Below are 25,848 nucleotides of genomic sequence, written 5' to 3'. Positions count from 1 at the left end.
GGGAACGAGAGGGGAAGGCGATGACCGGTACGGCGGCGGAGGTCCTGGCGGACGCGGTGCGCCGGCTGACGCCGGAGGCGTCCGCGAACCCGCTGCTCCCCCGCCTCGTCTCGGGAGAGGCGCCGCGCCGTGTGCTCGCCGCGCTCGCGCTGGAGCAGCACCACATCGTCGTCGCCGACCGCCGCAGCTTCGCGCATCTGGCACTGCGCTGTGCCGGGCGGCCGCACCTGGCGGCGTTCTTCGGCTTCCTGGCCCGCGGCGAGGGCGTGGCGCTGGAGCGGCTGGACGCCCTGGTGGCGGCGTGCGGTCTGGACGCTGAGGCGGTACGGGCGTACGAGCCGCTGGCGGGCTGCCAGGCGTATCCGGCGTACGCGGCCTGGCTGGCGCTCGGCGCGGAGCCCGTCGACGTGGTCGTCGCCCTGAACGCCAACTTCGCGGCGTGGGGCGGCTATTGCGCGTCCATCGCGCGGGCCCTGCGCGAGCTCTACGGGCTCGGCGACGACGCGTGCGGCTTCTTCGACTTCTTCGCCGAGCCCGCGCCGGAGCTCCCGGAGCTGTCCCTGAGGGCGGTTCAGGAGGGCATGGACGCGGGCCTGTTCACGGAGCGGCCGGCCCTGCGGTACGGGCGGCTGCTCCAGGAGTACGAGGCGATGTTCTGGCGGACACTCGCCACGTCCTGAGCAACAGCGTTACCGGACAGCCGGGTTCAGCAGCCGCGTGCCTTGAGGTCCCGCGCGCCGGTCTCGGTCAGCGATCCGTGGACGCGCAGCCGGGCGATGCCCCCGTCGGGGTGGATCTCCAGGCGGACGTGTGTGCCCTGGGGCACTCCGGGCAGGGGGAAGCGGTGCACGGCGTCCGGCTGCAGCGGGGTGCGGGGCAGGATCTCGCGCCAGCCGGCGGCGGGATCGGCGGGGTCGGCGCCGGTGGTCGTGTCGAGGACGGACAGGGCCGCCCAGCCGGCCGCGTTGCCCTTGAGGCAGCCGGTGTCGATCTCGACGGCGCGCAGGGCGGCGTGCGCGCACAGGCGGTAGCGCACCCAGTCGTGGCCCCGGTCGCGGCGCCGCCGGGTCTCCCACGCGTCGTGCATGCCGTGCGGGCGGCCGGGCCGGATGGTGTTGAGCGGCGAGGAGTAGAAGCGGTCGGAGGCGTCCTCGACCTGCCCGCCGTGTTCGAGCGCGGCGAGGTCGAAGGTGCCGAGCAGGGCGAGCCAGCCGGGGTCGGGCAGGGGTTCGCCGTGCACGCGCAGCCGGGCGATACCGCCGTCGGGGTACTGCCGGAGCCGCAGGTGGGTCACGCGTGAACTTCCCTCGACCGCGAAGCCGTTGGCGGCGTGCCCGCCGACGGGGGTACGCGGTACGAGGACGGTCCAGGGCACGCCGTCGGCGAGCAGGTCGGCGGGGCCGGGGGTGCCGGGCAGGCAGGTGGCCTCGACGCTCACGGACTGGGGGTGATTGCCGCGGAAGTGGGCGGTGTCGACGACGATGCCGCGCACCGTGCCCGGGACGCCGAGGCGGACGAGCGCCCAGTCGTGCTCGTCGTCGGCGGGGTGCGGGGCGGCGTGGGTGCCGCGTCGGCGTCTGGTCTCCCAGCCGTCCATCACCTTGCCTTTGTGGCCGAAGAGTTCGGGGTCGAAGCGGGGGGCCGCGGGGTCGAGGAGGTGCTCGCGGTCGGCGAAGAACTCGTCGCTGGCGGCGAGGACGGAGGCGCCGAGGCGGCGGTCGGCGAGGTCGGGCAGGTGGGTGAAGGGCAGGGGGGCGCCGCGGTAGTCGGCGTAGGGGTCGCCGCCGGGGTACGGGCGCGCGGCGCCGGTGAAGGAGGGTATGGCGGTGTCGTGCATACGCGGAACTCCCTTGCTGAGTGGGGTGGTCACCGTCGCTGTCGCTGGAGGAGGCGGCCGACGGGTTCCGTCGCCGCCCCGGGGCCGGCGACGCGCTGTCCGCGCAGCCAGGTGGACCGTACGACGCCGTGCAGGGTACGTCCGGCGTAGGCGGTGACCGGGTTGCGGTGGCGCAGGGCGGCCGCGTCGACGGTGAAGGAGGCTTCGGGCGCGAGGGCGACGAGGTCGGCGTCGTATCCGGGCGCGATGGCGCCCTTGCGGTGCAGTCCGGCGAGGGCGGCGGGGCCCTCGGACATCCAGCGGGCCAAGTCGCGCAGGGTGCGGCCGCGCCGCCGGGCGGCGGTCCACACGGCGGGCAGGCCCAGTTGGAGGGAGGAGACGCCGCCCCACGCGGCCGCGAAGTCGGGGACCTTCAGGTCGGGGGTGCACGGCGAGTGGTCGGAGACGACGCAGTCGAGGGTGCCGTCGGCGAGTGCCTGCCAGAGCGCGTCCTGGTTGGCGGCCTCGCGGATGGGCGGGCAGCACTTGAACTCGGTGGCCCCGTCGGGGACTTCCTCCGCCGTCAGGGTCAGGAAGTGCGGGCACGTCTCGGCGGTGACCGGTAACCCTTGTGCTTTCGCCGCCGCTATGGCGGGCAGGGCTCCGGCGGAGGACAGGTGCAGTACGTGCACGCGCGTACCGTGCCGGCGGGCGACGTCCATCAGGTGCTCGACGGCGGCGTCCTCGGCGGCGGGCGGCCGGGAGGCGAGGAAGTCGGCGTAGCGGGTGCCGCCGCTCTGCGGGGCGGCGGCGAGACGGGCCGGGTCCTCGGCGTGCACGATCAACAGCCCGCCGAGCGAGGCGACTTCTGCGGCGACCGCCTCCAGGTCGCCGCGCGTGAGCGGCGGGAACTCCTCCACGCCGGACGGGGAGAGGAAGCATTTGAAGCCGAACACCCCGGCGTCGTGCAGGGACTTGAGGTCGGCGAGGTTTTCGGGGACCGCGCCGCCCCAGAAGCCGACGTCGACGTACGCCTGACGGGCCGCCACGTCCTGTTTGACGCGCAGGTTCGTGAGGGTGGTGGTGGGCGGCAGGCTGTTGAGCGGCATGTCCACGAGCGTGGTGACGCCGCCGGCCGCCGCCGCGCGGGTCGCGCTCGTAAAGCCCTCCCAGGCGCTGCGGCCGGGGTCGTTGACGTGCACGTGGGTGTCGACGAGGCCGGGCAGCAGGGCGTCGCCGCCGAGGTCCTCCGCCTGTGCGGCGCGGGGTGCGTGGCGCTCGTAGGCGTCGTACGGCAGCACGGCGGTCACCGTGCCGCCGGAGACGGCGACGCAGCCGGCGCGGACGCCGTCGGGGGTGACGACGCGGGCCGAGCGCAGCAGGAGGTCGTGGCGGGCGCGGGCATCCTGGGTATCGCGGGTGCGGACGTCGTCGGTCATCTGCGGTCGGCCCCTCCCCGGTCCGTACCCGGTACCTACGGACCCGGTACGTACGGACAGCTCGCACCTCGTCTTCGACTTCAACGGCTTCAACGGTTCGTTGAACCGCAGCCCGCAGTCTTCAGCCGTGCTCCGCGCCCGTCAAGGGCTGCCCGCTCTCCCCCCGTCCGGCCTGGCGCTTTTCAATCGACAGAAGGATCGTTCCGCTGCGCGGAACGCGGCGAACGGCCCGCCGACCGCCCGGTAGGCTGCTGCCATCCCGATCCCGGAAGGACCCGCCGTGCCCTCGTCCGCCGAGCCCAGAGCCGCCGCAGCCAGTGGTGGCGTCCAGTCCCTTGAGCGCGCCTTCGACCTGCTGGAGCGGATGGCCGACGCGGGCGGCGAAGTCGGGCTCAGCGAACTGGCGTCGAGCAGCGGGCTGCCGCTGCCCACGATCCACCGGCTGATGCGCACGCTGGTCGCCTGCGGTTACGTACGCCAGCAGCCCAACCGCCGCTACGCGCTGGGCCCGCGCCTGATCCGCCTCGGCGAGAGCGCCTCCCGGCTCCTCGGTACCTGGGCACGCCCGCACCTGGCGCGCCTGGTCGAGGAGACCGGCGAGACCGCGAACATGGCGCTGCTCGACGGCGACGAGGTCGTCTATGTCGCGCAGGTGCCCTCACGGCACTCGGTGCGGATGTTCACGGAGGTGGGCCGACGGGTGCTGCCGCACACCACGGGGGTGGGCAAGGCGCTCCTCGCCCAGGCCCCCGACGAGGAGGTACGCGCGCTCCTGACCCGTACCGGCATGCCGGCGGCGACAGAGAAGACGATCACCACCCCCGACGTCTTCCTCCAGGCACTGGCCCGGGTGCGCGAGAGCGGCTACGCCGTCGACGACAACGAACAGGAACTCGGCGTCCGTTGCCTGGCCGTCCCGGTCCCGGACTCCCCCACCTCGGCGGCCATCTCCATCTCGGGCCCGGCGGGCCGCGTCACGGACGCGGCGACGGAACGGATCGTCCCGGTCCTGCAGGAGGTGGCGGCGGAACTGTCGGCGACGCTGGCGGCTTCGACGCCGGTGGCGTGACGGGGTGGCCTGACGGCGGGGGCGCGGTGGGGGTTCCGGGTGTGGGGTGGTCTGCCGACCGGAGGGTGGGGCAGCGAACGGCCCTGCGCGGGACGGCTTGTGCCGGGCGCCTTCGGCCCGTACGTACGGGCGCTGTCGGCGGGCCGCCGCCCGGTGGTCTCGCGGGCCGGCGCACGGTGCGGGGCGGCCCGACGGCCGGGGTGTGCGCCTCGGTACCGGGGCACACACGCGTCTGCCGTCCCGGGCGTACGGGCGCGGGCCCGACAGCCGAACGGCGCGGCGGCCGCGTACCTTCGGCACGGAGTGCCTGCGGGTGGGGCCGCCCGCCGGGGCCCACACGCTTCGCGACAGCCCTTCACGACAGCGCTTCGCGACAAAGCCCACCGGGCGCCGCGCGGATCGTCACGAGTCGTCGAGGGGCCTGCGCGGCAGCGGGACTTCACCCGGGGCGTCGGCCGCCGCGCCCACACCCCGTGGCGCTCCCGTACCGAAGCTGTCGACCGCCGCGCGGACCTCGCCCAGGGCCGGCGCCAGGGCGCTCACCGAGCCGACGGCCCCCGCGAGCAGGAGCAGCGACCGCCGCAGCCGGGACACTTCGGGCTCCCCGGCGCGTATCAGGGCGTCGAGCGCGGCCAGTTCGTCCTCGGCGGCGCCCCGGTCGCGCAACATGGCAGGATGCGCGGCCAGTTCGCGGCGCAGCCGCGACACGGCCGCGCGCAGTTCGGCGGCTCTGGCGTCCCCCGCAGTGCTCACGGTGCCCTCCGTCACGGCAATCCCCCTCCCGTGCGCTCTCGCGGATCAGTTAACGGCACGTTCCGTGCCCGGCACCATACGTAGCGCGAAATAGCGTCCGCACATCGCACGTGCGGGTGACATCGATGCCATGCGGTATGCAGGATTCATGACGGAGACGCAAGCGGAGGCAATACCGGTCGCGGGACTGCTCCTGGCGGCCGGCGGCGGCCGGCGGCTGGGCGGGCACCCCAAGGCGCTGCTGGAGCACCGGGGACGGCCCTTGGTCGAACACGCGGCACGCGCCCTCCGGGAGGGCGGCTGCGCACCCGTGTACGTGGTGCTGGGCGCCGCCGCGCCCGACGTCCGGGCGCGCTGCGGGAGTTCGGGGCTGCGCGACTGCGTCCTGGTCGACAACCCGGACTGGGCCGAGGGCATGGGGACCTCGCTGCGGGTGGGCCTGGCGGCGGTGGCGACCTCGGACGCACCGGCCGTACTGGTCGGCCTCGTCGACCAACCGCGCGTCGGCGCACGGGCGGTGGCCCGGATCCTGGCCGCGCACCGCGCGGGGGCGCAGCTGGCGGCGGCCTCGTACGCGGGCGAACGCGGACACCCCGTACTGTTCGGACGCGAGCACTGGGCCGCCGTCGCGGAGACGGCCGAGGGCGACCGGGGGGCGCGCGCGTATCTGCGGGCGCACGCGGCGGAGTTGACGCTGGTGGAGTGCGCGGACGTGGCGGCACCGGACGACGTGGACGCTCCGGAGGACCTGCGGCTCCTGGACCGACGCCGCCACGCCACCTCCCATTGAAGTTCCACCATAAGAAAACTATTCTCCACAGATCAGTGCCCAGGCACTCCGTGCCGCTCCCGCTCACGCATACGCGCCCTGTCGCCGCGCCCTGTCGCCGCACCCGAGGAGTGATCGCCATGTCCGCACCGGCCACCGTCACCGCCCCCCGCCCCGTGCAGCGGCAGCACGAGGTCCTCACGGACGCGGCACTCGCCTTCCTCGCCGCGCTGCACCGCAGGTTCACCCCGCGCCGCGACGAGTTGCTGGCCCGGCGCACGGAACGGCGTGCCGAGATCGCGCGCACGGGCCGGCTGGACTTCCTCCCGGAGACAGCGCACATCCGCGCCGACCCAGACTGGCGCGTGGCCCCCGCGCCGCCCGCGCTCCAGGACCGCCGCGTGGAGATCACCGGCCCCACCGACCGGAAGATGACCGTCAACGCGCTCAACTCCGGCGCCCGCGTCTGGCTCGCCGACTTCGAGGACGCCTCCTCCCCCACCTGGGAGAACGTGATCGGCGGCCAGCTCAACCTCATCGACGCCTTCGAGCGCCGCATCGACTTCACCAGCCCCGAGGGCAAGCGTTACGCCCTGCGGCCGGCCGAGGAACTGGCGACCGTCGTGGCCCGCCCACGCGGCTGGCACCTGGACGAGCGCCACCTGACGGTCGACGGCCGCCCCGTACCCGGCGCCCTCGTCGACTTCGGCCTGTACTTCTTCCACAACGCCCACCGTCTCGTCGCCCTCGGCAAGGGCCCGTACTTCTACCTCCCCAAGACCGAGTCGTACCTCGAAGCCCGCCTGTGGAACGACGTGTTCCTCTTCGCCCAGGAGTACGTGGGCCTCCCGCCCGGCACCGTCCGCGCCACAGTCCTCATCGAGACCATCACAGCGGCCTTCGAGATGGACGAGATCCTCCACGAACTCCGCGAGCACGCCTCAGGCTTGAACGCGGGCCGCTGGGACTACCTCTTCTCCCTCATCAAAACCTTCCGCGACGCGGGTGAGCACTTCGTCCTCCCGGACCGCAACGCCGTGGCGATGACAGCACCTTTCATGCGCGCGTACACCGAGCTACTGGTACGCACCTGCCACCGCCGCGGCGCCCACGCGATCGGCGGCATGGCCGCCTTCATCCCCTCCCGCAAGGACCCGGAGGTCAACCGCACCGCCTTCGAAAAGGTACGCGCCGACAAGGACCGTGAGGCAGCGGACGGCTTCGACGGCTCGTGGGTCGCGCATCCGGATCTGGTACCGCTGGCACGGGAGTCGTTCGACGCGGTGCTGGGCGAACGGCCGCATCAGAAGGGGCAGTTGCGGGACGACGTATCGGTGACGGCAGATCAACTCCTGGCCGTGGACTCCTTGAAGGCCCGCCCCACCGCCGAGGGCCTGCGCAACGCGGTGGCGGTGGGGCTCCGGTACATCGAGGCGTGGCTGCGGGGCGTCGGCGCCGTCGCCATCTTCAACCTGATGGAGGACGCGGCAACGGCGGAGATCTCACGGTCGCAGATCTGGCAGTGGGTCCATGCGGGTGTGGTTCTGGAGGGTGGCGAGAAGGCGACGGCGGAGGTCGTACGGGCGGTGGCTGGTAGGGAGTTGGCGGCGGTACGGGATGCGGTCGGGGCGGAGGCGTTCGCGGCGGGGCGGTGGCGGGAGGCGCATGATCTGCTGCTGAAGGTGGCGCTGGACGAGGAGTTTGTGGAGTTCTTGACAGTGCCGGGGTGTGAGCTGCTGGAGTGATGAGTCACCCGCAGCTGTCGGGCCGGTCCGCGGTCTCAGCTCGTAGGACGCGAACTCAGGTGGACATGGGCGATGGAGAACACCCGGGTCACAGCATTCGGTGCGAGCTGCGCCAGTACCGGCAAAGCACGGTGCCATCCATCGCCCAGGAGTGCTCCCCGCAGCAGTTCCTTGGCCGCCTTGACATCCCTCGGGGCATCCGGCACGAGCGCCAGGGCCAGGGACCGGACAAGCAGAGTGATCGCCTCGCGGCCTGCCGTCGAACGTGAACCGAGAGGCGCCGGACATGCTGGTACAGCTGCCAGCTGTGCCGCAGCAGCGGCAAGGGCCGCTGCTCGGTTCGCAGGAGCGTGCAGAGACTCCGCCGCCCTCCGCGCAGCATCGGAATCGCCGAGCAGTGCGTGCAGCACACACAGCGCCGAAACCGGAAGGATCTCCGGATTGGTTCCTATCTCGCGGGTCAGCCAGTCGAGCTGTGGAGTCATTCCACAGCCTTCCGCAACGCGCAGTACCGCATGGACGAGTACGGAATCGATGTTCCCTCCGGGCGGCATTGCCTCGGCCTCGTGGCATGCCTTGTGGACGGCCGCTCGCAGCTCCTCTCGGACAGCCGTTTCCGAAACCGGCGTCGCGAGAAGAAGTTCGCCAAGCTCGGGCAGTGGATCGCGCACCGCTCGGAGGCCCGGCTCCCGCCTGTTCAGTCTGCTCAGATGCTCCTCGACGATGCGTGCTGCGGCAGTTGGTTCGTGAGCAGCAATCCCCACGGCGACGGCGACACGGGCCTGCCGTGCTCGCTGCCTCAACTGCCCCCTGGAGTACCCATCTCGCGACTGCCCTTCCCGTTCAGCCAGCTCCAGGGCTCGGGCAGTATCACCCGCGTGTGCGAGGGCTTGCGCCACGACACCCCATGTTCCGTTCGCAGCGAGATCGGAAGCCGATACCCCCTCCGCTCCCTCAGCGGTGTCTGCCGCTTTACAGGCGTACTCCAACGCCTTTCGTCGCCTCCCGATCGATGAGCAAGCCATGGAGACAGAGGCCAGGACCTGGCTGCGTGAGCCAGTGTCCGGCGCAAAAGCAGCCAGCTTCTTGGCTTGTTTGAGCTCACGGCAGTACGCGAGTGCTCCGGCGAGAGTCGACAGCCACGGAACTTGAGGCCCGGAGTCAAGCCGCGGCACCATGCACCGGCCGAGAGCTCCGCTCACCAATGCCCGGGCATCCGGAAGCCGGGCTTGGTCCATTAGTTTTGAGACGTCCCGGAGCAACGGCGCGTCATCAGAATCCGAGTCTTCTGCGACGGTGGAGCTCAGGGGGACGCCGCTCTCCGACCTGTTGATGACGTCACGTGCCACGCACCTGACGTCATATCCGGAGTAACCAGTGCGCAACTCCTCGGGAACGGACTCAACCAGCGCGCGGGCCTGGTCCACTCGGCTCCCGGTGTCACACAAGGCCTGCGCCACCCGAGCCAGCACCGGAGACAACGCGAGGTCGGCATAAGCGCGATCCGCCGCGGACAGTGATTCCGGAGCCTGGAAAGCCCATGCCAAGCGGTCCGCAGCCCGACTCGCAAGATCACTGGCTTCCTCCGGCTGCACCACTGCCAGCGCGGAGGCCGCGACTGCGAGAACCTCCACCACGTCCAGGCCCGCCGAAGCCCGCCACAGTTCATTGCTGCACTCGGCTATTCGCTCGTACAGCTCCTGCTCAAGATCAGGGTGGTGCTCCGCTACCGTCGCCCATATCTCGATCGCGACCGTGCGGTCTCCGTGGTCGTCGATTGCCATGAACGCGGCCTGGTCCCGAAGCCCATGGAGCAAGTCCTCTGTCGACTCCTGGTCATACGGGCGCAGAAGGGCTGCGGCCCGGGCCGTCGCGGAGTACGTCGGCGACCCGCACTTGTGCACCGCGCGCAGCAGCCGGAGCCCCGCTTCCCAGTGTCCCGCTCCGATGAGGTCGACGGCGGCCTCGGCAGCCCACGTCGGCTCGTCATCCTCTGCGTGAAGAGGAGGCGTCTGCCTTGTGCCCTGCTGAGCCCAATCGGCTGCCTCACGCGCTACCTCAGCCGCTTGCTCGTGCCCCTCCAGGGCGAGTTCGCAGGCCACGCCGGCCAGCCTCACTGCCTTGGCCATCGCATCTCGTGGCGACAGTGCTACATCCCTCGCTCGCTGGACATCCCCAATCCGGGCACAGGCGCGGGGGATCGCGCGCGACACGTTCCGGGTACGGGCCACCAGGAAATCCCGGGATGCGGCCACAGCGGCCAGCACTTCCACGTCAGGGGCAGCAAGGCCGTCGACCGGGACGGAAGAGGTCAGCAAGCCGAGGTCCGTCAGGGCGAGATGGGCGCCCGACGAAGCCGCCATGCGAAGCTGTCGGTACGGGTCGAGGACGTATGTCTTGAGGCGATCGATGTCGCCATTGCTGTGGAGAAGGCGGGTGTACCCCGTGAGCAGATAGCGAGGTGTCGTCTCCGGCCAGCGCCTGTCCCGATAGGTGTCCGCCCAGCCGTGAAGGAGTCCCTCACTGCCGGCCATCTCCCTATCGCCCAATGCCTCCATCGCGCCCCTACGCAGCTCGTCGTGCGCGAGGACATAGGTATCCGGCGCGGCATCCTCAACCACCATGCTGCGACCGGTGACACCACGCACGAGCTTGTCGATATCGAGGGGCCGGACCCCGATCAGATGGGCCAGGTCCTCACGGCCGAGACCACCCTGCGCCAGGGCCAGCAGACCGAGAAGTCTGCTGCCCACAGGGTCGTCAAGCAGTTGCGACAGTTCCTCCAGAGCCTTGTCCCGGGTTGTCAAGGCCACCGAGGACACAGCAAGCCGTTTCCGTACGACGGCGTCGGCATCCCGCAAGAGGTCGTCACTGCCGACGTCGGTCGGAACGGCCGGATTCGACCTACCGGAGAGCACCACCCTCAACCCGGGCAGTGAGCGCTGCGGCAGCAAAGAGGCGATGCTCCGCTTCCCCAGCCCGGCATCCGCGTCCTCGTCGAGTCCGTCCACGACCAGCACCAGCCGACGTCCCTGTTTCGCGCTGGCCCGAGCCGCGGCTTCGTACAGCTCCTGGAGGCGAGTACCGCCTCGATCGCTGTCCGCATCCTTGGAAGGTTGAGGTTTCTTCAGTCCGGCGACCGCCGCCAGTTGGACGGACATGGCATTCAGGAAGTCACGCCGACGATCCGTTCCCCACCGGTGCGAGACGAAGTAGCTGACGACATTCACCTCGGGAGGCGGACACCGGAGAACGAAGGTGGCCAGCAGCGCCGACTTGCCCGCCCACGGTGGGGCCTGCAACCAGACGAGGCAGGGTACTTCGCCTTCCGGCGCAGTCATGAGGCCGGTCAGCTCGTCCAGCTCGCTGTTTCGGCCCACCAGGGTTGCCGGAGCTATGCGTTCGGCGATGTGGGGTTGGTGGGTGGGGGCAGAGGCATGGACCAGGCCGGAATCATTGATGCGGCGTGGGCCTCCTCGTTGGTTGACGCTGCTTTCGTGTTGCGCCTTGAGTAGCGCATCACGCCATTTCTCTTGCCTCCGTTGAGGGTTGTCGTCGGCACGACTGCCGTAGGCGACCCGCGCTAAGAACGCGACCATCCACAGGAAATACCTGCTGTGCTCGGGTTTCGGTGCCGCCTTGCCCTTCATCCAATCGCTGATGGTCTTGCGCGAGAGAGTCGCCGAAGGGTCCACATCCCTTTTCAAGCGCTCGATCAGGCGCTCGTACGAGAGCGTCGTCTGCTTTCGCTTGGCAGCTTCGTACAGCTCGCCCAGCATCTCACCGAGCCGCTTGGTCTCCGGCTTGTCCGTGGACATGCAGTCTCTCCCTTGCAGAACGTCGCCGGACGTCGCCGGACACCTCCGCGAAGTGCTTGAGCAGCCTACCCACCTGCACTTACCGGTTGGAGGCCCACCCAGCAACGCTGGTCGGAAGTCGCCGGACAGTCACCGGACGGTGGATACCTGTGGGACCGCAGCCCGGCGGACCAGACCTCCGGGCGCCTTGCTCCAGGGGGTAGCAGTGTCCGCACTTCCCGCCGCGCTGAACGACGCGGCTGCGTTGGCCGCTGTCACGGGACTGACCTATGCCGCCACGCTGTTGGCGGTAGCAGTCACCTCGGTCGCTTCCCGCAGCCCGGAGCGCCGTCGGGACGCGCGGGCCACGCTCACGATCCTCGTCCGGCGCCGGCCGTCGCGCTGATCGAGCGGCGCTAGGCCTCGATTACGATCCGAGTTCCACGTCGAAGACCACGCGACGACCGCAGGGAGACATCGCGCCATGTCCACGACCGTTGACATACCCCGGCACGTACAAGAGCACTGCAACCAGCTTGGCAAAGGGGCCAGTTACGCCCTGAAGGTTCTGTGTGCGCAGCTCAGCAACGACCCCCTGCTGGGTACTCCGCAGGACAATCCGTCCTCGTACACCGTGGAGATCGACGGTGACACCTTCGAGGACTGCCCGGCACTGCAGGTGCACTACGCCTACGGCCCGCCCCTGCTGGAAGAGGACCGGGTGGAGATCAGGAGCGTCACTGCGACTCAGCCGCCCGTCACCGGTGTCGACGACCGCGACCAAGTCCCGGATACCCGCCTGGAAGAGATCGTGGTACGGCAGGTGACCGGGGCGTGGCGGCGCATCGAGACGTGGCTGCGGGAGCGTGCGCCCGCGTCGTTCGCCTCGTTGCAGGCCGGGGCGTCGCGGGAGGAGATCGACAGGACGGAGAGCGAACTCGGTGTCAGGGTTCCCGTCGAGCTGAGGGCCCTGTGGGGACTGCACCGTGGCGTGCATTCCTCTGTGGGCGCGGCGTTCTTGCAGGACAACGGCAAGCTCATGACCATCACCGAGGTTGTCGACCTTCACCGGCACTGGGGGGAGGTCTACGACGACCACCTGTGGGATCGCCGCTGGATACCGGTGTGCACGCTTGGCGAGCACAGCTGGTCGTCCGGCCTCTACCTGGATGCCGGGACAGGGGAGATGTGGTCGTGGGACGAGTTCGCCAACCGTCAGGCCGAGTTCGAGTCCTTGACCAGCTACCTGGAGGAAACGGCGGATGCCCTTGAGGTGCCGTCCCTTGCCGGTCCGGTCAGGCCCGGCCTGGTGGATGGTGCCCTGGTGTGGGGGACGTACGGCGGTCCGGTCTGACCATGGGATCCAAGGCAAGGTAGGGACCAGCACTGCTGGCCCCTACCCCCCTTGCGCGTCACGCGGAAAGCGTCAGACCTTGCGCCAGGCGCAGGTCGTGTCGGCGTTCGCGCAGTGCTCGAAGCCGGGGTTGCTGACGATGAATCCGTCGTTGTCCAGCAGGCGCCAGACGGTGGGGTTCAGCTTGCTGAATGCCTGCCGGTTCTGGGTGGACTCGATACCGGCCCGACCGCACCTCTCCTGCCACGTCGGGCCGTCCTCAGCCTTACGGGTGTCGGCGAACAGGCCGAAGTCGGCGCTGCCGTCACCCATCTTGCCGGTGAAGAGCTGGGCGCACTGGTCGCCGTTGGACACCTGGTTGAGGCCGCCGGGAAATCCACCGCTCTCATGGGTGGAGGCCATGGCGTATTCGTCGCAGTCCATGGCGCCCATGGAGGCGTCGGTCTGATGCGCTGTCCAGTTCCCGCAGACCTTTCCACGGCTGTCGTCAGAGGTCCACGGCTTACCGGTATTGGGGTTGGTGACGGTGGTGTCCGGCCCCAGGTAGTGCAGCAGGGAGTCCCACTTCTTCGAGCCGGCGTGGTCGGGCATCTTCTCCTGCATCAGCCAGTAGTACGCGCCGGCAGCCGGGTACAGGTTGGTGTCGACGGTGTAGGTGGGCTTGAAGAACGGCAGGACACAGCCGGGCGATACGCCCTTGAGGATGTCGTCGCAGCGCGGGGCCAGCTCCCGCACCGGGTCCACGCCGCTGGTGCCGAAGTTGGCCGTAGCAGGGTTCCCGCCAGCGTCCACGGTCGCGGTGATCGACCATCCGAGGTCGATGGTCTCCTTGCCTGTTCCGGACCAGGTGGTCTGGATGGTTCCCCAGCGCCCGCTGTACAGGTCGCCGGTCCTGGTGTCCCAGTAGGCGTCGTCCGCAGTGTTGTTCTGGCCGTCCGCCCACCGGATGTTCGACGTCACGCAGGACTTGCACGTCGACCCGGCGTTCCACTTCATACGGACGCCCTTGAGCTCGGGGTCGATGTGCTGGGGCACCAGCACGATCTGCTGGTCGAACTCGGCGAAGTCGGAGCCACTCTGACCCTTGTTCGGGTAGGTCTTGATGCGCTGCTCGATGTTGAAGGTGGCCGTCCCCAGTGCGGGCTTCTTCGGGTCAGTGCTGGTGAAGATCAGCGTGCCGGTGCCGATGCTCTTCATGCAGGCTTCGGTCCGGGTCATGTAGTCCAGGCCGGAGGGCTTGTCGTAGCACCAGTCGACCAGTTCGACGGCCGGCCCCACGGGTGCCGCCGCCCGGAGAGCCTTCTTGGACGGCGGGTTCAGCTCGATGCACAGCTCCTGCCCCTGCGCGTCGGACTCACCGCATGTGCGCTTCTTGGTGGGGGCTTTGAGGAGCGTGCCGTCCTTGCGCAGGGTCGGCAGCGCCGGTCCCGGGTCGGTGCGCGTGAACTCGATGGTCTTCTGTGCGAGCGGGTCGATCGTCGAGGATGCCTGTGGCGCGGGGAACGTCACGTAGGGCTCGATGCGGAAGTTCGCCCACGGGGACCAGTCCGTCTCGTACAGGCTTCCGTCGTAGGCGGAGGTATGGAAGGCGTAGGTAACGCCCGGCTTCAACCTGCCGTACGGGACGATGACTTGCGCGGTCCTCCCCGATGCCACGAAGGGCGACACCAGGACACCGTACGGGTTGGCGTCGGTCAGTTTGACCTGCGTCTTGGGTTTGCCGTCAGCATCTGTCGTCCACACCTCGAACGTGAGGTTGGCCGTGTGGCCGTCGGCGTCAGTGACCGTGTTGCGGAGCACTGTCTCGGGGGTGATGACGCGCCAGGTACTGCCGGACTTGGTGTATTGCGGGCCAGCCGATGGGGTCTTTCCGGACACGGGCCGTGCCCCGGCGGCAGCTGCGTTCTCCGGCCCGGCTGCCGGTCGCGACGCGGGAGCTGCCGAGGGGGTGGGGCCCGGCGGTAACCCGGTGGCTGATGCTGTTCCGGCGCCCGCCATAACAGCCAGCACTGCAGCGGCGGCCACGTGCCGCAGCGCCGACAGGGTGCGTATGTGTCTCACACGATCCTCCCCTTGAGGGTACGCATGTTCGACTCAAGTCCACCATGCGCACCAGCCGAGTCATAGACGTAAGATCGCCATTTACCCCACGCTGCCTTCGGAGTTCCGCACATCCGGCATGCAACAGCAGCCCTGCGCAGGCCCGGAAGTTCCACCCCGGGGCAGGCCACGACGGCCCGGAGACGCGGCCCACACCCCCAGCCATCGTCCTGCCAGCTCAGTACTTCGATGAAGAAGAGCTGTGCCCAGCTCCGCGCCTTCACCGCTCTGCCCACCTGCTAGGGTCCTGCATCATCCCGCTGGAACAACCGCGAGGAGCGAGCGCGGCAGATGCACGAGGCTGAGTTATCTTCTTCGTCCCCGAAGGGTGAGCGCCCCTGCTGGGACCCGCGGCACGAAGCATGTGTGAGGGCCCTCACCCTGGATGGGACGACGGTCGAGCTGAGCTTGAAGGGGCTGCTCGAAGAGTCCGAGCAACTCCGCATGGTGAGCGGCACTACTCCTGGTGAAGTGATCGCTTTCATCGAGTTCTTGCTCGGAATCTGCTACGCGTCAAAAACCTACCCGCCCTCAACAGCCGAGTGGGAACGCTGGATCGAGAAAGAGCAACCGCTCTCCGCTGCCGCCTCTTGGTTGGCCGACCAACCGGACGAGCAGTGGAATCTCTTCCACCCCACCCAGCCACTCGGCCAGAACGCGCTCCTTGCCCCGTTTCTGAGTGAACACGGCACCGGGCCAGCCCAGTTGGTCATTGAACACGCAGGTGACTACAACCAGTTCTTCGACCATCACCACCTTGAGCATCCGGCACCGTTGCCCGCAGCCGCCGCCTTCCGGGCCATGCTCACCCAGCACGTGTACGGCTTGTCCGGACGGGCACGGATATCCGGTAAGGGGACGCTCGGCCCCACCATCACCAACCTCGCCACCGGGCGTCTGGGAGGACGCATCCGGGTGCTCGCCCAAGGACGCAATCTCGGCGAGACGCTGCGATTGAATCTGGCTCCCTCAGCCAGCCCTCCCGGCCCCCTCAACCTTTCCTGGACCACCGGGGACGTGAAGCGCAGAGGGTTCCACACCAAACCTGCCGGCAGGGCCGTCCAGGGTCCCGCGGACCTCCACAGCTACCTTGGGCGGTCCGTGCTGTTACGCCCCGCGCTCGTACCCAACGACAAGGGCAAGCAAGACATTTGCGTCGACCGCGTTCTGATAGGCGCTGGGGAACTGCTGGAACTGGGTCCGGAACAACACCTCCAAGACGCTGTGTTCACCACGACGAGAGAAGGAAAGGCCAAGCCGCTCTGGCCTTCTGGGACCCGCGCTTTCTGGCGTGAGGCCCATGCCCTCTACGCGGCCGTCACTGAGAAGCGGCAAGGACTGTACGGACGACTGGCGGGACTGCCCACGGTCTCTCAACCCAGGCCGCACCCCTACGATCTGTGGGCCGTCGGGCTCGTGGCCAACAAGACCTCAGCGGTCACCTGGGTCTCCAGTGCCTTTCCCTTCGCCCCAGGGCTGGGGCCGGTCCTGTACGAGGCCTCGCAGCGCGGTTCTCAGATCGCGGAACATGTGGCGCGGAGCCTCGACAAGGCGGCGTATGCGGCGTGGGAGATCACCTACCCGAACCCGAAGCCTGCCGACAAGCAGAAGCAGCTCGCCCGCTTCGATGCGCGGGACAAGCACTGGCAGGCGGCTGAGGAGCCGTTCCACCTCCTCCTGGAGGAGGTCGCGGACGGGGAGCCGATGGAGGAATGCGTCCGTGACTACGTCCGCACACTCACCACGTCAGCGAAGCACTTTCTCAACAAATGCCTCGACTCCCTGCCGAGCAACGATCGGGGGCATCGAGCGCGCTCAGCGGCACTGCATCGTTTCGACGGCGAGCTGACTGGTCCACGCGCCCCCGCCGATCTCCAAGGTACAGCTTCATGACCACTGATACGTCGTACCCGCTGGATAAGCCCGCCAGTGAACGACTCACTGATTGGCTCACCGCACTCGTACGCAACCGTGAATACGGCAAGCTCGCCCAACTGCGCCGCGCGAGGGCGGGTACGAATGCCCGTGCCGAGGCCGGCTGGCGTGCCGAGCCGAACCATGAGGAGCAGCGCGCCATATTCGAGCAGGTGGCCTTCCTGTTCGCCGTCTACCACCGCGGTAGGACAGCGCCCGACTACGGCGCAGGGAGTCTGGGCTCAGCTGCACGAAGAATCGGCGGCTCCGCTGGACGAGGCCCTGACGACGCCGGGGCATCCCGGTTGATGGCACGGATCGCCGCCAGCCGCCGTATTCCTTGGCCTCACCTCCAGCACGCGGTCGCCAGGCTCCGCTCCTGTGAGCAGCCCCCGCCGTCCTGGACCCAGCTCGCGGACGATCTCGTCAGATGGCACGAGCGCAAAGCCCGGATTGCCTACGGCTGGACCGTGGACTTCTACGAGCCGCCGCCCGCTGCCAGAGCACACAGCCTTGACAAAGACTCGACACAGAAGGGCAGTACGCAGTGACCGACGTCTCCGCCAGTCGCAGCCCATTCCTCTCGCTCCACGTGGTGGAAACACTCGCGGCGGTCCTGCCGGTCCGGGACGAGAACGGATCGCCCAAGACCATCGTCTACGGTGGTGTCGAGCGTCACCTGATCACGAGCCAGGCACGACGTCGTGCCGAACGCGTGCATGCCCGTAATCGCGCCAACGCCGGCATCGGTCCACTGGCTGGGCGAACGACGGGGCTACGTACCCGTGAGTGGGCTCTCATCACGGCCCGGGCACTGGAACGGGACCACGGTTGGGACAATGAGGAAGCAGTCCGTACGGCCCGTGCCATCTTGGAAGCCACCGGCCTGAAGTTCGGCGACCCCGCGAAGAAGACCGTCGCGAACCTGACGAAGGTCCTGCTCTTCGCCCCCTCCGACGCCGGCACCCGCATCGCCGCCCACATCGCCGCAGGCGCGACAGAGATCCGAACGTGGACAGCTGATTACCTGAAGGCGCAGGCAGCTACTGCGAAGCCCCGCAAGGGCACGCGCAAACAGTCCGTCGACGAGACGGAGAGCGGCAACGGCGAGAATGCCGGGGAGAAGAACGTACCCCCGTTGTCCAAGGAGACGCGCTCTGCGGTCCTCGCCGCCCTCGCCCCGCGCGATGCGATCGACATCGCCCTGTACGGTCGCTTCCTCGCGGAGATCGCCGATTCACCCAACGTGGACGGTGCCGTGCAGAGCGCCCACGCGTTCACCGTCCACGAAGCCGAGCAGGTCGACGACTTCTATGCTGCCGCAGACGACGCCAAGCTGGAGCGCAAGAAGAACGCCCTCGACTTCCTCGACGCCGCTGACGATGCCGGCGCGGGAATGACGGGCTACCAGTCGCTGATCTCCGGCACCTTCTACCGGCACGCCGCCCTGGACCGCCTTCAGCTGGAGGCGAATCTGCGATCCGCCGGGATGAACGATGAGGACGCGGCACAGGCCGCTGCCGCAGCGGAGAAGGAGTTTGTCAACGCCTTCGTCGAGGCGTTCCCCGAGGCGAAGAAGACCTCCACTGCCTCCACCGGTTCACTGCCCGCTGTGGTCCTGGCCTTCGAGGGAGATCGGCCCTACAACTACGCAGCCGCCTTCCAACTCCCCATCGACGAAACCCCGAAGGACAAGAGCGGGAAGGACAACGGCGGGGATGGACCCGCAGGGCCTGCGGCAGTACGTCGCCTGCTGGATCACCACACCTTCGTCGCCAAACGCCGCGCGGACATCAGGAACGCTCGCCTGCTGACGTACGACCCGCAGATCGACGTCCTTTTGCGGGAGTTGGAGACTGGCGGCGCGAGCATGGTCGAGTCGATCGAGGGGTTGTCCAGTTGACGCACGTGTTGTTGGTGCGGCTCGCAGCCCCCATGCAGTCATGGGGAGCCATCTCCCGCTTCTCACACCGGGACACCCACGGCAGACCCACCAAGTCCGCGGTGATCGGCATGTGCGCGGCCGCACTGGGCAGGGACCGAGCCGAGGACCCGAGCGACTTGGCCGAGATGCGGTTCGGCGTCCGCGCCGACCACCCCGGCATTCCTGTGAGGGACTATCACACCGTCGGCGCCGGGAAATATCCCGTGCGCCCACGGGACATCATCACCGACCACCGTCGTGCCAGCGCCCTCTCCGCGAGCCTGGACACCGCAGTGGGCGATCACTTCGGACACCATGAGCTCGCAGGCTGGTACGGAGCACCGAAGAAAATCGCTGCCGACCCTCTGTCCGGGGCCCTGGTATCCGGTGAGCTGTACCGTTCGGCTCTCATCACCGAGCGCTGGTACCTGGCCGACGCCGCCTTCGTTGTGGGACTCCAGCATACGAATCTGGGGCTGTTGGAAGAGATCGCCTACGCTCTGGAACACCCGCAGGCTCTGTTGTGGCTGGGCCGCAAGTCCTGTCCGCCTTCCGGGAGCCTGGCCGGAGATATCCTGCCCGGCACGTTGGAGGAAGCGTTCGCTGCGAAGCAGCTGCTTCCCGGTCCCGGCGGCTCTCCCGCTTCCAAACGCAGTCCCTGGGCTTGGCTCCAGGTAAAGGCAAATACCCCGGGAGCTGTGGCGGTCAACGACCAGCCGGTCAGCTTCGATGCATTGCGGCGGGAGCACACAGCCCGCTGGGAGACCCGCAAGCGCGTCAAGATCGCCGAGAACGCCACTGAATGGGACATCTTCCGGTGAAGACCACACCGACTGCGACGTCCAGGTTCGTCGCCACGCACTCCGTCCTCACCCTGGACGCACGGCACCCGTACGCGGCGAAGTCACTGGTCGACGCCCAGGAAATGCACCGCACCGTGATGAGCGGATTCTGCGCCTGGATCGAGGACGGAAGCCCGGACGCCCGCTCTCAAGCGGGCGTGCTCTCAACGTGGTCGGTCGACCTCAAGCAGGCCCTGCTCGTCCTGGTCGTACAGTCACGGGTACCGGGTGACTGGGGACGCGTGCCGAGGGCTGCGCTCGCCGAGGATCCGTACATCATCACCGTGGACCGCACGTTCAGAGCCGGTGAGGTCGTAAAATTCCGCACCGTCGTCAACCCCACCTTCAGCAAGCCAGCGGCCGGCGCCGCCGGAAAAAGGCCAAGGGGCCATCGGGTAGCTCACACTCGCCCCGAGCACGTGAAGAGCTGGTTCCAGCGGCGCCTTGACACGCACATCGGGGCCACGGCAGACGCGTCTGCCGTGGCCGTGCGCATGCTCCCCGCCGTCTCCAGCGCGACGGCTCACAAAGGACTGAAGATCGGCCGTGCGGAGATCCGTGGCTCCTTGACGGTGACAGATCCCCGCCGGTTTGTGACGGCTTTGTCGGACGGGATCGGTCATGCTCGTGCGTATAGCTGCGGCCTCATCCTGACTCGGTGACGGATTCGCCTGCCGACGGAGTTGTTCCTTGGGGGTAGGCATTGCGATTGCGCTTGTACGGGCGGTCCCCGTGCACACAGGGTTGGTCCCGGCGGATACCTCGCACGATTCCCCGCACACGCGGGGTTGTTCCCTCACCGAAACGCACGTCCTTGTTCTCGACCATGTGGTCCCTGCGCACGCGGGGTTGATCCCTGGCAGAAGGGATTCGGGAAACTCCTCGTCGGGTGGTCCCCGCGCATTCGGGGTTGATCCCAGGTAGAGGGCAGAGGCGGCGGTGATGATGACGTGGTCCCCGCGCACGCGGGGATATCCCGGGAGAGGGCCGGGCTGGCTTGGCCGGAATCGTAGCCCGCCCTGCGGTACTCAAAGGCAACGCTCTACGCCCTCCGAGCTGTCACCCTCGCGCTCGTCGCCGCGTCGATCACGCGCTTCTACAACCCGCAGCACACCAGTAGCCTTTGTCGTTGGACCACGCGGCGTCAGTTCCGGCAGATCAGACTTGAGTCTCAAGGTCGAGTAGACGAGGAAGCGTCGGATTCCGCACCCATCGCAGACGTGCACGCCGTCCACCATCTCCCAACCACCGCGGTGTTGACACACAGACTGCATCAGAGAACCCGATTCAGCACTGCGGCAAGCGCCTCAGCGTCGGTAAGCGCATCGGTACCGTCGGGTCTACTGAGCCAGCAGCGGCCGTACAGTGCGTACTCCGTGGGCGGGCAACGCAGCTCCCAGCCTCCAGGATGGACCGTCAGGTCCGTGACCGCCGCAAGTCGCCGGCACGAGCCCGGAGGGACGAGCCACCAGGCCCTGCGATCGAACGGTGCGGCGAGGACCGGGCCGAGTCTGTGACGTTCGCGTAGCTCTCTCGCGATATCGATCGACCGCACCAACCCCATTTCCACGACGTCCCATTCAGTCGTCGCGACAGCCCCGAGACGCTCGTCGCGCCATGCCTGACGGACAGAGCTCGGGCGTCGCGCGTGGGCGGCAATCCGTTCGGAGCCCGCTCCGAACGAGCTGAGTCCTCTTTGTGCTTCTGCTACCGAAGCAGGTGACGCCTGTACCTGCACCATGACGGTGTCCATCTGCCGGATTCATACGGACAGGCAGATGGTGATCCCTGGCAGGCAGCGCAAGTACCCCTGCCAGGGGTACCGGTCAGGGCAACGCGCGACACCAGCGCGCGAAGCTCGTGAGGGCTTCGGCGTCGGAGCGCTTCAGCCTGCCAAGGGTGGCGATGTCTTCACGTACCCAGCGGTGTTCGCGGGTGTGCTGCGGAGCGATGCGGCGGGCGGTCTTGAGGGAGTCGAAGGCCTTGTCCAACTGCCCAGTCCAGAGTTGCGCCCGTGCCCGATCAATGAAGAACCCCGAGTGCCGCTCCTTGGGAACCGGCGGAGCCGGCTCCCAGGCTCCGAGGTCATCAAGGACGCGTTGCACGCACTCACTGCCCAGGCTGACCGCGACACTCATTTCATGGATGCGCACGGATACAGGTCCGAACGCTGTTCCTTGATAAGTGCCTTCAGGTACCTGCTCTGCGAGCAAGCAGGCCTCGGCAAGATGGGCTTCGGCAGACGCGGCGGAGTGCCCGCGACCCGCGATAACGGCTGCCCGCATGTGCAGGGCGCCACGACAAGCGGTTGTCTCAGTACAACTGGGCGCTGGAGAGGCATCGATCGCCGCCTCCAGGGCGCGAAGCCCGGCCGAATAGGAACGGGCCGCGAAGAACGTTTCGGTGCGGACGTAGGCCACGCTGGTGTCGAGAAGCGGATCCTGCGCTTGGGCCGCAGCCCAGCGCATGAGCTCGACGAGCCGGGCGGACAAGTCCCGCGCGCCGAACTTGAAGGCGACCGCGTCGGCGGCCCGATAGGCCGCTACCAGCAATCGTGCAGCGTCTTGGCGCTCACCGAGTGGTGCGATCTGGAGAGCGCGACACAATTCCGCGAGGACCGGGGGGAGATGGCGGGCGATACGTGCATACTGTGCTCCGAGGCGCCAATGTACGGCCTCGTCGACTGTCCTCCGCAGGTCCCTGAGGGGGCGAACCGGGCCGTCGTCCGGCACGTCGTATGCGGCAATGGCGGCGGACAGACCGGGCATCGCGTGGTGGACGCGTTCGTCAGAGCGGTCACGTTGCGGAAGAAGGGCGGACGGGTCGATTCCGAGTGCTTCGGCAATGGCTTGCAGCACCTGGTCACTGGCACCGCGTTCATCGCGTTCCAGTTTGCGGACGGTGCCGAGAGCGATGCAAGCCGCTTCTGCGAGTTGTCGCTGGGTGAGGCGTGCGAGGCTGCGTTGATATGCGATGCGTCGGCCTGTGCCATGGTGGATCGTCGTGGACATTGTGGCTCTTCACTTCTCCGATCGCATGGGCGCTCGACGCTAATCGCAGAGCAGGGCAGGAAGTTCGCTCAGCGTGTTGATGCGCCAGTCTGCGGTTGCGGTTGCGGGCGTGTCGGCCCATAGGTGTCCGTACGGGCCGCGTCGCAGATGCACGGTCTTCAAGCCTGCGGCGGCTGCGGGCAACAGGTCGTTCTGCGGGTGGTCGCCAACGTACGCGGTGTGTTCCGGTGACGCCCCAGCCAGCTCAACGACCCGTCTGAAGAACGCCGGTTCCGGCTTTGCCACTCCCCACTCGCCGGACGTGGCGATCACGTCCGCCGGCAGGTCGAGGCTTCGTAGCAAATCTCCTGCGTGCGCGGTCTGGTTGCCCGCGATGGTGACGCGCAGGCCTGCTGCGCGCAGGGCGGCGAGGGCCGGGCGTACGTCGGGGTACAGGTCTGTCTCGTCAATGCGCTCCCCCTGGTCGACGGCCAAGCGTTCCTGGTATTCAGCCTCGATGTCGATGCCGGGGCATGCCAGTCGAAGTGCGTCGGCGTTGTCACGGCCTTGGGCAACTACCGCGCCGACCAAGGCGGATAGGGTGTGCCGGGGCACGCCGAGCCAGTCGGCCCAGGCGTTCCAGCCTCGGTCGTCCTTGATGAGAGTTTCACCGATGTCGAAAACCACAGCTTCGATCATGTCGGAGAGCCTACGGAGGGTGGGGCACATCTGCTGAGAGTGGGCGGAACGTGGATGCGAATCGCGATAGCTATTGTTACGAGGTGGTGCAGGAATGGTTCGTCATGACGGGTATGGAGGATGAGGATGACCAGTGCACCGGCATGCCCCATGATGGGGCCTATGTCTGCTAGGGCTGAATCCTTGGAAGTGAGTAAAAACCACCACGCGACCGCATGAACACGCAGGTCAGGACCTGTGGTCCCCGCGCACGCGGGGTTGTTCCCAGCCCGGCCGGATACACGAGCCTGTTCGTGATGTGGTCCCCGCGCACTCGGGGTTGTTCCTCCCGGTGACGTGGAGGCGTGGCCGGTGTGGGAGTGGTCCCCGCGCACGCGGGGTTGTTCCCCTCCAGATCATCGGGGGTTGGATCGCGCAAGGGTGGTCCCCGCGCACTCGGGGTTGTTCCCGCTCTCGACACCCAGCCCAGCCCGGCCGCCACGTGGTCCCCGCGCACGCGGGGTTGCTTGGGCAACTTCACCGACCTGCCCGCGGATACAGCCGCACGCCCCGAGCGCACGGCCGAAGTGCTGGAGCAGGTACGGGGGATGCTCCTCATGCAGAGCATGGGAACTCGCCGCAACAGTGCCGGGCGTGCCCCGGGCCAGCACATACACCCCACACCACATCCACCCGCAGAGTCGGTGCGTGCGAAACCCCCGGAGCCGCACGGGCGTTCACGCTGCGGATAGCCCAGAACCGCCTTCAGTGCTGAGGTACACGACAGGCCAACCGCGCATCACAGCGCCAGGACATACGCGCGTACACCGGCGCCGGCGCCGTACACCTTCAGCGGATGCCCGAAGGCACCCCGCGGCGTCGGCGGACACGGGACAGTGCCCAGATCGCTGTACTCACCATGGTCGAGGAGCACCGTGCGCAGGTCCCGGTACGTGGCGGTGGGAAGGAGGGCGACAAGTCGGTCGGGGAGCGGGTCGAGGGTGTCGCCCGCCCATGAGTACACCCGGGCCATGGGATCGCCCGGCACCGCGCGCTCCTGTAACTGGATGCGCGCGCTGCCGGGACCTTGCAGGAGCAGGGCCCACAGCGTGCGCTCGACGGTGTCGCGCGGGAGGGCGAACAGGCGTCGGGCCAGGGTGTCGGTGGGACCGGTGAAGGCGTGGAACTCGGCTTCAGTGCACGGGATTTGTGCGCTCGTTGCGCGGGAAGCATCGGTGCCGGTCATGGTGGTCCGCCTCGCTCGTCTTGGGGTGGGGCATGGGACCCGGTGCGGGTGCGGGGTGTCAGGAACCGCTCGTAGGAGTCTTCACCGGGCGCTCCCCCGCCGGCCTGCCCGGCCGTGGTCCCGCCTTCGCCGCCGGCAGAGCCATGGACGCCGCCGCGAGCAGCGCCGCGGCGCCCGCCGTCAGCGCGCCGAAGCCGGTCGAGACGTGCTGGACGACCACGCCGGTGACGAAGCTTCCGGCCGCGAAGCCGACCCAGTTGGCGGCGACCAGGACCGCGAACGCCTGGGCGCGGGTGGCGGCCGAGGCATACTCGCCGACCAGTACCGTCTCGATGGCGTCGGCGGGCCCGTTGACGAAGCCGATGACCACGAGCAGCGCCACGGTGAGCAGGATCGCCGGGTCGAGTGCCAGGGCCAGGATGCAGCCGCCGTACAGCCCGAGCGCGACGACGAGTTGCGCGGGCCCGCTGCCGGGGAGGCGCAGCCCGCCGTACAGGAAGCTGCCCAGTACTCCGCCGCAGGCCAGTGAGGCGACGAACAGCCCGGCGCTCGTGGACAGTTCGCTCGCGTGGGCGGTCACGGTCACCTGCAGTCCGCCGATCGCGAAGGCCGCCGCTGCCACCACGAGCTGGATGTGGACCTGCTGCCGGTTCCAGTCGAGGCGGAGCCCCGGCCCCGTCAGCCGTGGCCGTTCCCGGTCTACGAGCCGTACGGCGGGTGCCGCCCGCAGCCACCACACGCCGGCACAGGAGACGGTGGCCGTGACCACGACGGCGTACAGCGCGGGCAGTGTTGCCACGATCGCAGCCACCAGCAGTGGGCCGCCGATGAAGACGGCCTCGGTCAGCAGCCCGCTCAGGGCGAACAGCGTCTTGCGGTCCTCCTCGTCGGGCACTACGGCCATGTACACGGCGTTGGAGACGGCGGCCGCGGGCGGGGTCGCGGCGCCGGCGAGGAAGGCGGCCGGGACCAGCAGCAGAGGCCACACCGAGGTGGCGACCATGGCGACGAACAGGCCGAAGGACAGGGACTGCAGGCAGGTCGACCACGCCAGCGCGGTACGCGCCCCGCGCCGGTCCGCGACCCGGCCCCACAGCGGGGAGGTGAAGGCTAGGGCGACGGCGTAGGCGCCGGAGACGGAACCGGCGTTGGCGTAACTCCCGCTGGCCTCCTTCGCGACGAGGAGCAGCGAGAGGCTGACCATTCCCGCCAGCATCCGGCACACGAAGGCCGCCGCCATGACGCGGGCGACACCGGGACGAGCGAGTGCCGTCCGGTAGCGTGCGATGAATGTCATCCAGGGCCACCTCCACCGGTGGGGGATGCTGCCGACGGTCGGACGCTACCGGGCGGGCCGTGATCCGGGAAGTGGCGACAGCGGGCGCCGTCGGCTTTTGGCGCAAGGGGTGTGC

20 protein-coding genes are annotated in these 25,848 nt (G+C 68.7%); 10 read left to right on the top strand and 10 right to left on the bottom strand.

The features are described 5' to 3' along the window. The first annotated feature begins 20 nt into the window (after positions 1-20). Positions 21-680 carry a thiaminase II/PqqC family protein gene (locus ACFP1Z_RS03280; RefSeq protein WP_390314222.1) on the top strand — a complete coding sequence of 220 codons (660 nt, stop codon included), beginning with the start codon at positions 21-23 and terminating at the stop codon, positions 678-680. A gap of 26 nt (positions 681-706) precedes the next feature. Here ACFP1Z_RS03280 and alc read toward each other — a convergent pair whose 3' ends face one another. Both alc and allB read right to left on the bottom strand, forming a co-directional pair. Further along, entirely contained in the window at positions 707-1,837 is a 1,131-nt protein-coding gene (gene alc, locus ACFP1Z_RS03275) for an allantoicase (protein ID WP_390314220.1), read from the bottom strand. Positions 1,838-1,866: 29 nt separating this feature from the next. Further along, positions 1,867-3,255: an allantoinase AllB gene (gene allB / locus ACFP1Z_RS03270; RefSeq protein ID WP_390314218.1), complete on the bottom strand. Its 1,389-nt coding sequence runs from the start codon at positions 3,253-3,255 to the stop codon at positions 1,867-1,869. 280 nt (positions 3,256-3,535) lie between these two features. On the opposite strand from allB, the gene ACFP1Z_RS03265 reads away from it, so the two are divergent. Beyond that, positions 3,536-4,324: an IclR family transcriptional regulator gene (locus tag ACFP1Z_RS03265; RefSeq protein ID WP_390314216.1), complete on the top strand. Its 789-nt coding sequence runs from the start codon at positions 3,536-3,538 to the stop codon at positions 4,322-4,324. Positions 4,325-4,726: 402 nt separating this feature from the next. Here the strand turns inward: ACFP1Z_RS03265 and ACFP1Z_RS03260 are convergent, their stop codons facing one another. Next, a complete protein-coding gene (locus tag ACFP1Z_RS03260) occupies positions 4,727-5,077 on the bottom strand; it encodes a DUF5955 family protein (RefSeq protein WP_390314215.1) in 351 nt (116 codons plus the stop codon). Between the two features lie 148 nt (positions 5,078-5,225). Here ACFP1Z_RS03260 and ACFP1Z_RS03255 point away from each other — a divergent pair, with 148 nt between their 5' ends. Together ACFP1Z_RS03255 and aceB are read left to right on the top strand one after the other, a co-directional pair. Further along, positions 5,226-5,867, top strand: coding sequence for a nucleotidyltransferase family protein (locus ACFP1Z_RS03255; RefSeq protein WP_390314214.1), 642 nt, complete (start codon positions 5,226-5,228; stop codon positions 5,865-5,867). A gap of 119 nt (positions 5,868-5,986) precedes the next feature. Then, positions 5,987-7,591: a malate synthase A gene (gene aceB / locus ACFP1Z_RS03250; protein ID WP_390314213.1), complete on the top strand. Its 1,605-nt coding sequence runs from the start codon at positions 5,987-5,989 to the stop codon at positions 7,589-7,591. 35 nt (positions 7,592-7,626) lie between these two features. On the opposite strand, the gene ACFP1Z_RS03245 is transcribed toward aceB, so the two are convergent. Further along, complete coding sequence (locus ACFP1Z_RS03245) at positions 7,627-11,409, bottom strand: P-loop domain-containing protein (RefSeq protein WP_390314211.1); 3,783 nt, start codon at positions 11,407-11,409, stop codon at positions 7,627-7,629. Positions 11,410-11,872: 463 nt separating this feature from the next. Between ACFP1Z_RS03245 and ACFP1Z_RS03240 the strand changes: the two genes are divergently transcribed. Further along, on the top strand, positions 11,873-12,742 hold the full coding sequence (locus ACFP1Z_RS03240) for an SMI1/KNR4 family protein (protein WP_390314210.1): 870 nt from the start codon (positions 11,873-11,875) through the stop codon (positions 12,740-12,742). Positions 12,743-12,814: 72 nt separating this feature from the next. Here ACFP1Z_RS03240 and ACFP1Z_RS03235 read toward each other — a convergent pair whose 3' ends face one another. After that, positions 12,815-14,542, bottom strand: coding sequence for a hypothetical protein (locus tag ACFP1Z_RS03235; RefSeq protein ID WP_390314209.1), 1,728 nt, complete (start codon positions 14,540-14,542; stop codon positions 12,815-12,817). 666 nt (positions 14,543-15,208) lie between these two features. Between ACFP1Z_RS03235 and ACFP1Z_RS03230 the strand changes: the two genes are divergently transcribed. From ACFP1Z_RS03230 to cas6e, 5 genes are read left to right on the top strand one after another with little or no spacing between them, the layout of a single operon-like run. After that, entirely contained in the window at positions 15,209-16,735 is a 1,527-nt protein-coding gene (locus ACFP1Z_RS03230; RefSeq protein WP_390314208.1) for a type I-E CRISPR-associated protein Cse1/CasA, read from the top strand. Beyond that, complete coding sequence (gene casB / locus ACFP1Z_RS03225) at positions 16,732-17,307, top strand: type I-E CRISPR-associated protein Cse2/CasB (RefSeq protein ID WP_390314205.1); 576 nt, start codon at positions 16,732-16,734, stop codon at positions 17,305-17,307. Before ACFP1Z_RS03230 ends, casB begins: the two co-directional genes overlap by 4 nt. Further along, positions 17,304-18,659, top strand: coding sequence for a type I-E CRISPR-associated protein Cas7/Cse4/CasC (locus ACFP1Z_RS03220; RefSeq protein WP_390314203.1), 1,356 nt, complete (start codon positions 17,304-17,306; stop codon positions 18,657-18,659). Before casB ends, ACFP1Z_RS03220 begins: the two co-directional genes overlap by 4 nt. Positions 18,660-18,664: 5 nt before the next feature. Next, on the top strand, positions 18,665-19,501 hold the full coding sequence (gene cas5e / locus ACFP1Z_RS03215; protein WP_390314620.1) for a type I-E CRISPR-associated protein Cas5/CasD: 837 nt from the start codon (positions 18,665-18,667) through the stop codon (positions 19,499-19,501). Then, positions 19,498-20,184 carry a type I-E CRISPR-associated protein Cas6/Cse3/CasE gene (cas6e, locus tag ACFP1Z_RS03210; protein WP_390314202.1) on the top strand — a complete coding sequence of 229 codons (687 nt, stop codon included), beginning with the start codon at positions 19,498-19,500 and terminating at the stop codon, positions 20,182-20,184. The genes cas5e and cas6e overlap by 4 nt, the downstream gene beginning before the upstream one ends. A 366-nt stretch (positions 20,185-20,550) precedes the next feature. Here the strand turns inward: cas6e and ACFP1Z_RS03205 are convergent, their stop codons facing one another. The 5 genes from ACFP1Z_RS03205 to ACFP1Z_RS03185 all read right to left on the bottom strand — a co-directional run bounded on the left by ACFP1Z_RS03205 (position 20,551) and on the right by ACFP1Z_RS03185 (position 25,733). Further along, the gene (locus ACFP1Z_RS03205) at positions 20,551-20,796 is read right to left on the bottom strand and encodes a DUF6255 family natural product biosynthesis protein (protein ID WP_390314201.1); all 246 of its coding nucleotides are present in this window, start codon (positions 20,794-20,796) and stop codon (positions 20,551-20,553) included. 552 nt (positions 20,797-21,348) lie between these two features. Next, positions 21,349-22,533 carry a helix-turn-helix domain-containing protein gene (locus tag ACFP1Z_RS03200; RefSeq protein ID WP_390314200.1) on the bottom strand — a complete coding sequence of 395 codons (1,185 nt, stop codon included), beginning with the start codon at positions 22,531-22,533 and terminating at the stop codon, positions 21,349-21,351. A gap of 39 nt (positions 22,534-22,572) precedes the next feature. Then, positions 22,573-23,211, bottom strand: a complete 639-nt coding sequence (locus ACFP1Z_RS03195) for an HAD family hydrolase (protein ID WP_390314198.1) — start codon at positions 23,209-23,211, stop codon at positions 22,573-22,575. A 778-nt stretch (positions 23,212-23,989) separates the two neighbouring features. Continuing rightward, on the bottom strand, positions 23,990-24,436 hold the full coding sequence (locus ACFP1Z_RS03190; RefSeq protein ID WP_390314197.1) for a hypothetical protein: 447 nt from the start codon (positions 24,434-24,436) through the stop codon (positions 23,990-23,992). Between the two features lie 58 nt (positions 24,437-24,494). Next, positions 24,495-25,733: an MFS transporter gene (locus ACFP1Z_RS03185; protein WP_390314196.1), complete on the bottom strand. Its 1,239-nt coding sequence runs from the start codon at positions 25,731-25,733 to the stop codon at positions 24,495-24,497. Positions 25,734-25,848 lie beyond the last annotated feature (115 nt).

The sequence above is a fragment of the Streptomyces gamaensis genome, assembly GCF_042656465.1.
Taxonomy (GTDB): Bacteria; Actinomycetota; Actinomycetes; order Streptomycetales; family Streptomycetaceae; genus Streptomyces; species Streptomyces gamaensis.
This window is presented reverse-complemented; position numbering and strand designations above follow the sequence as displayed.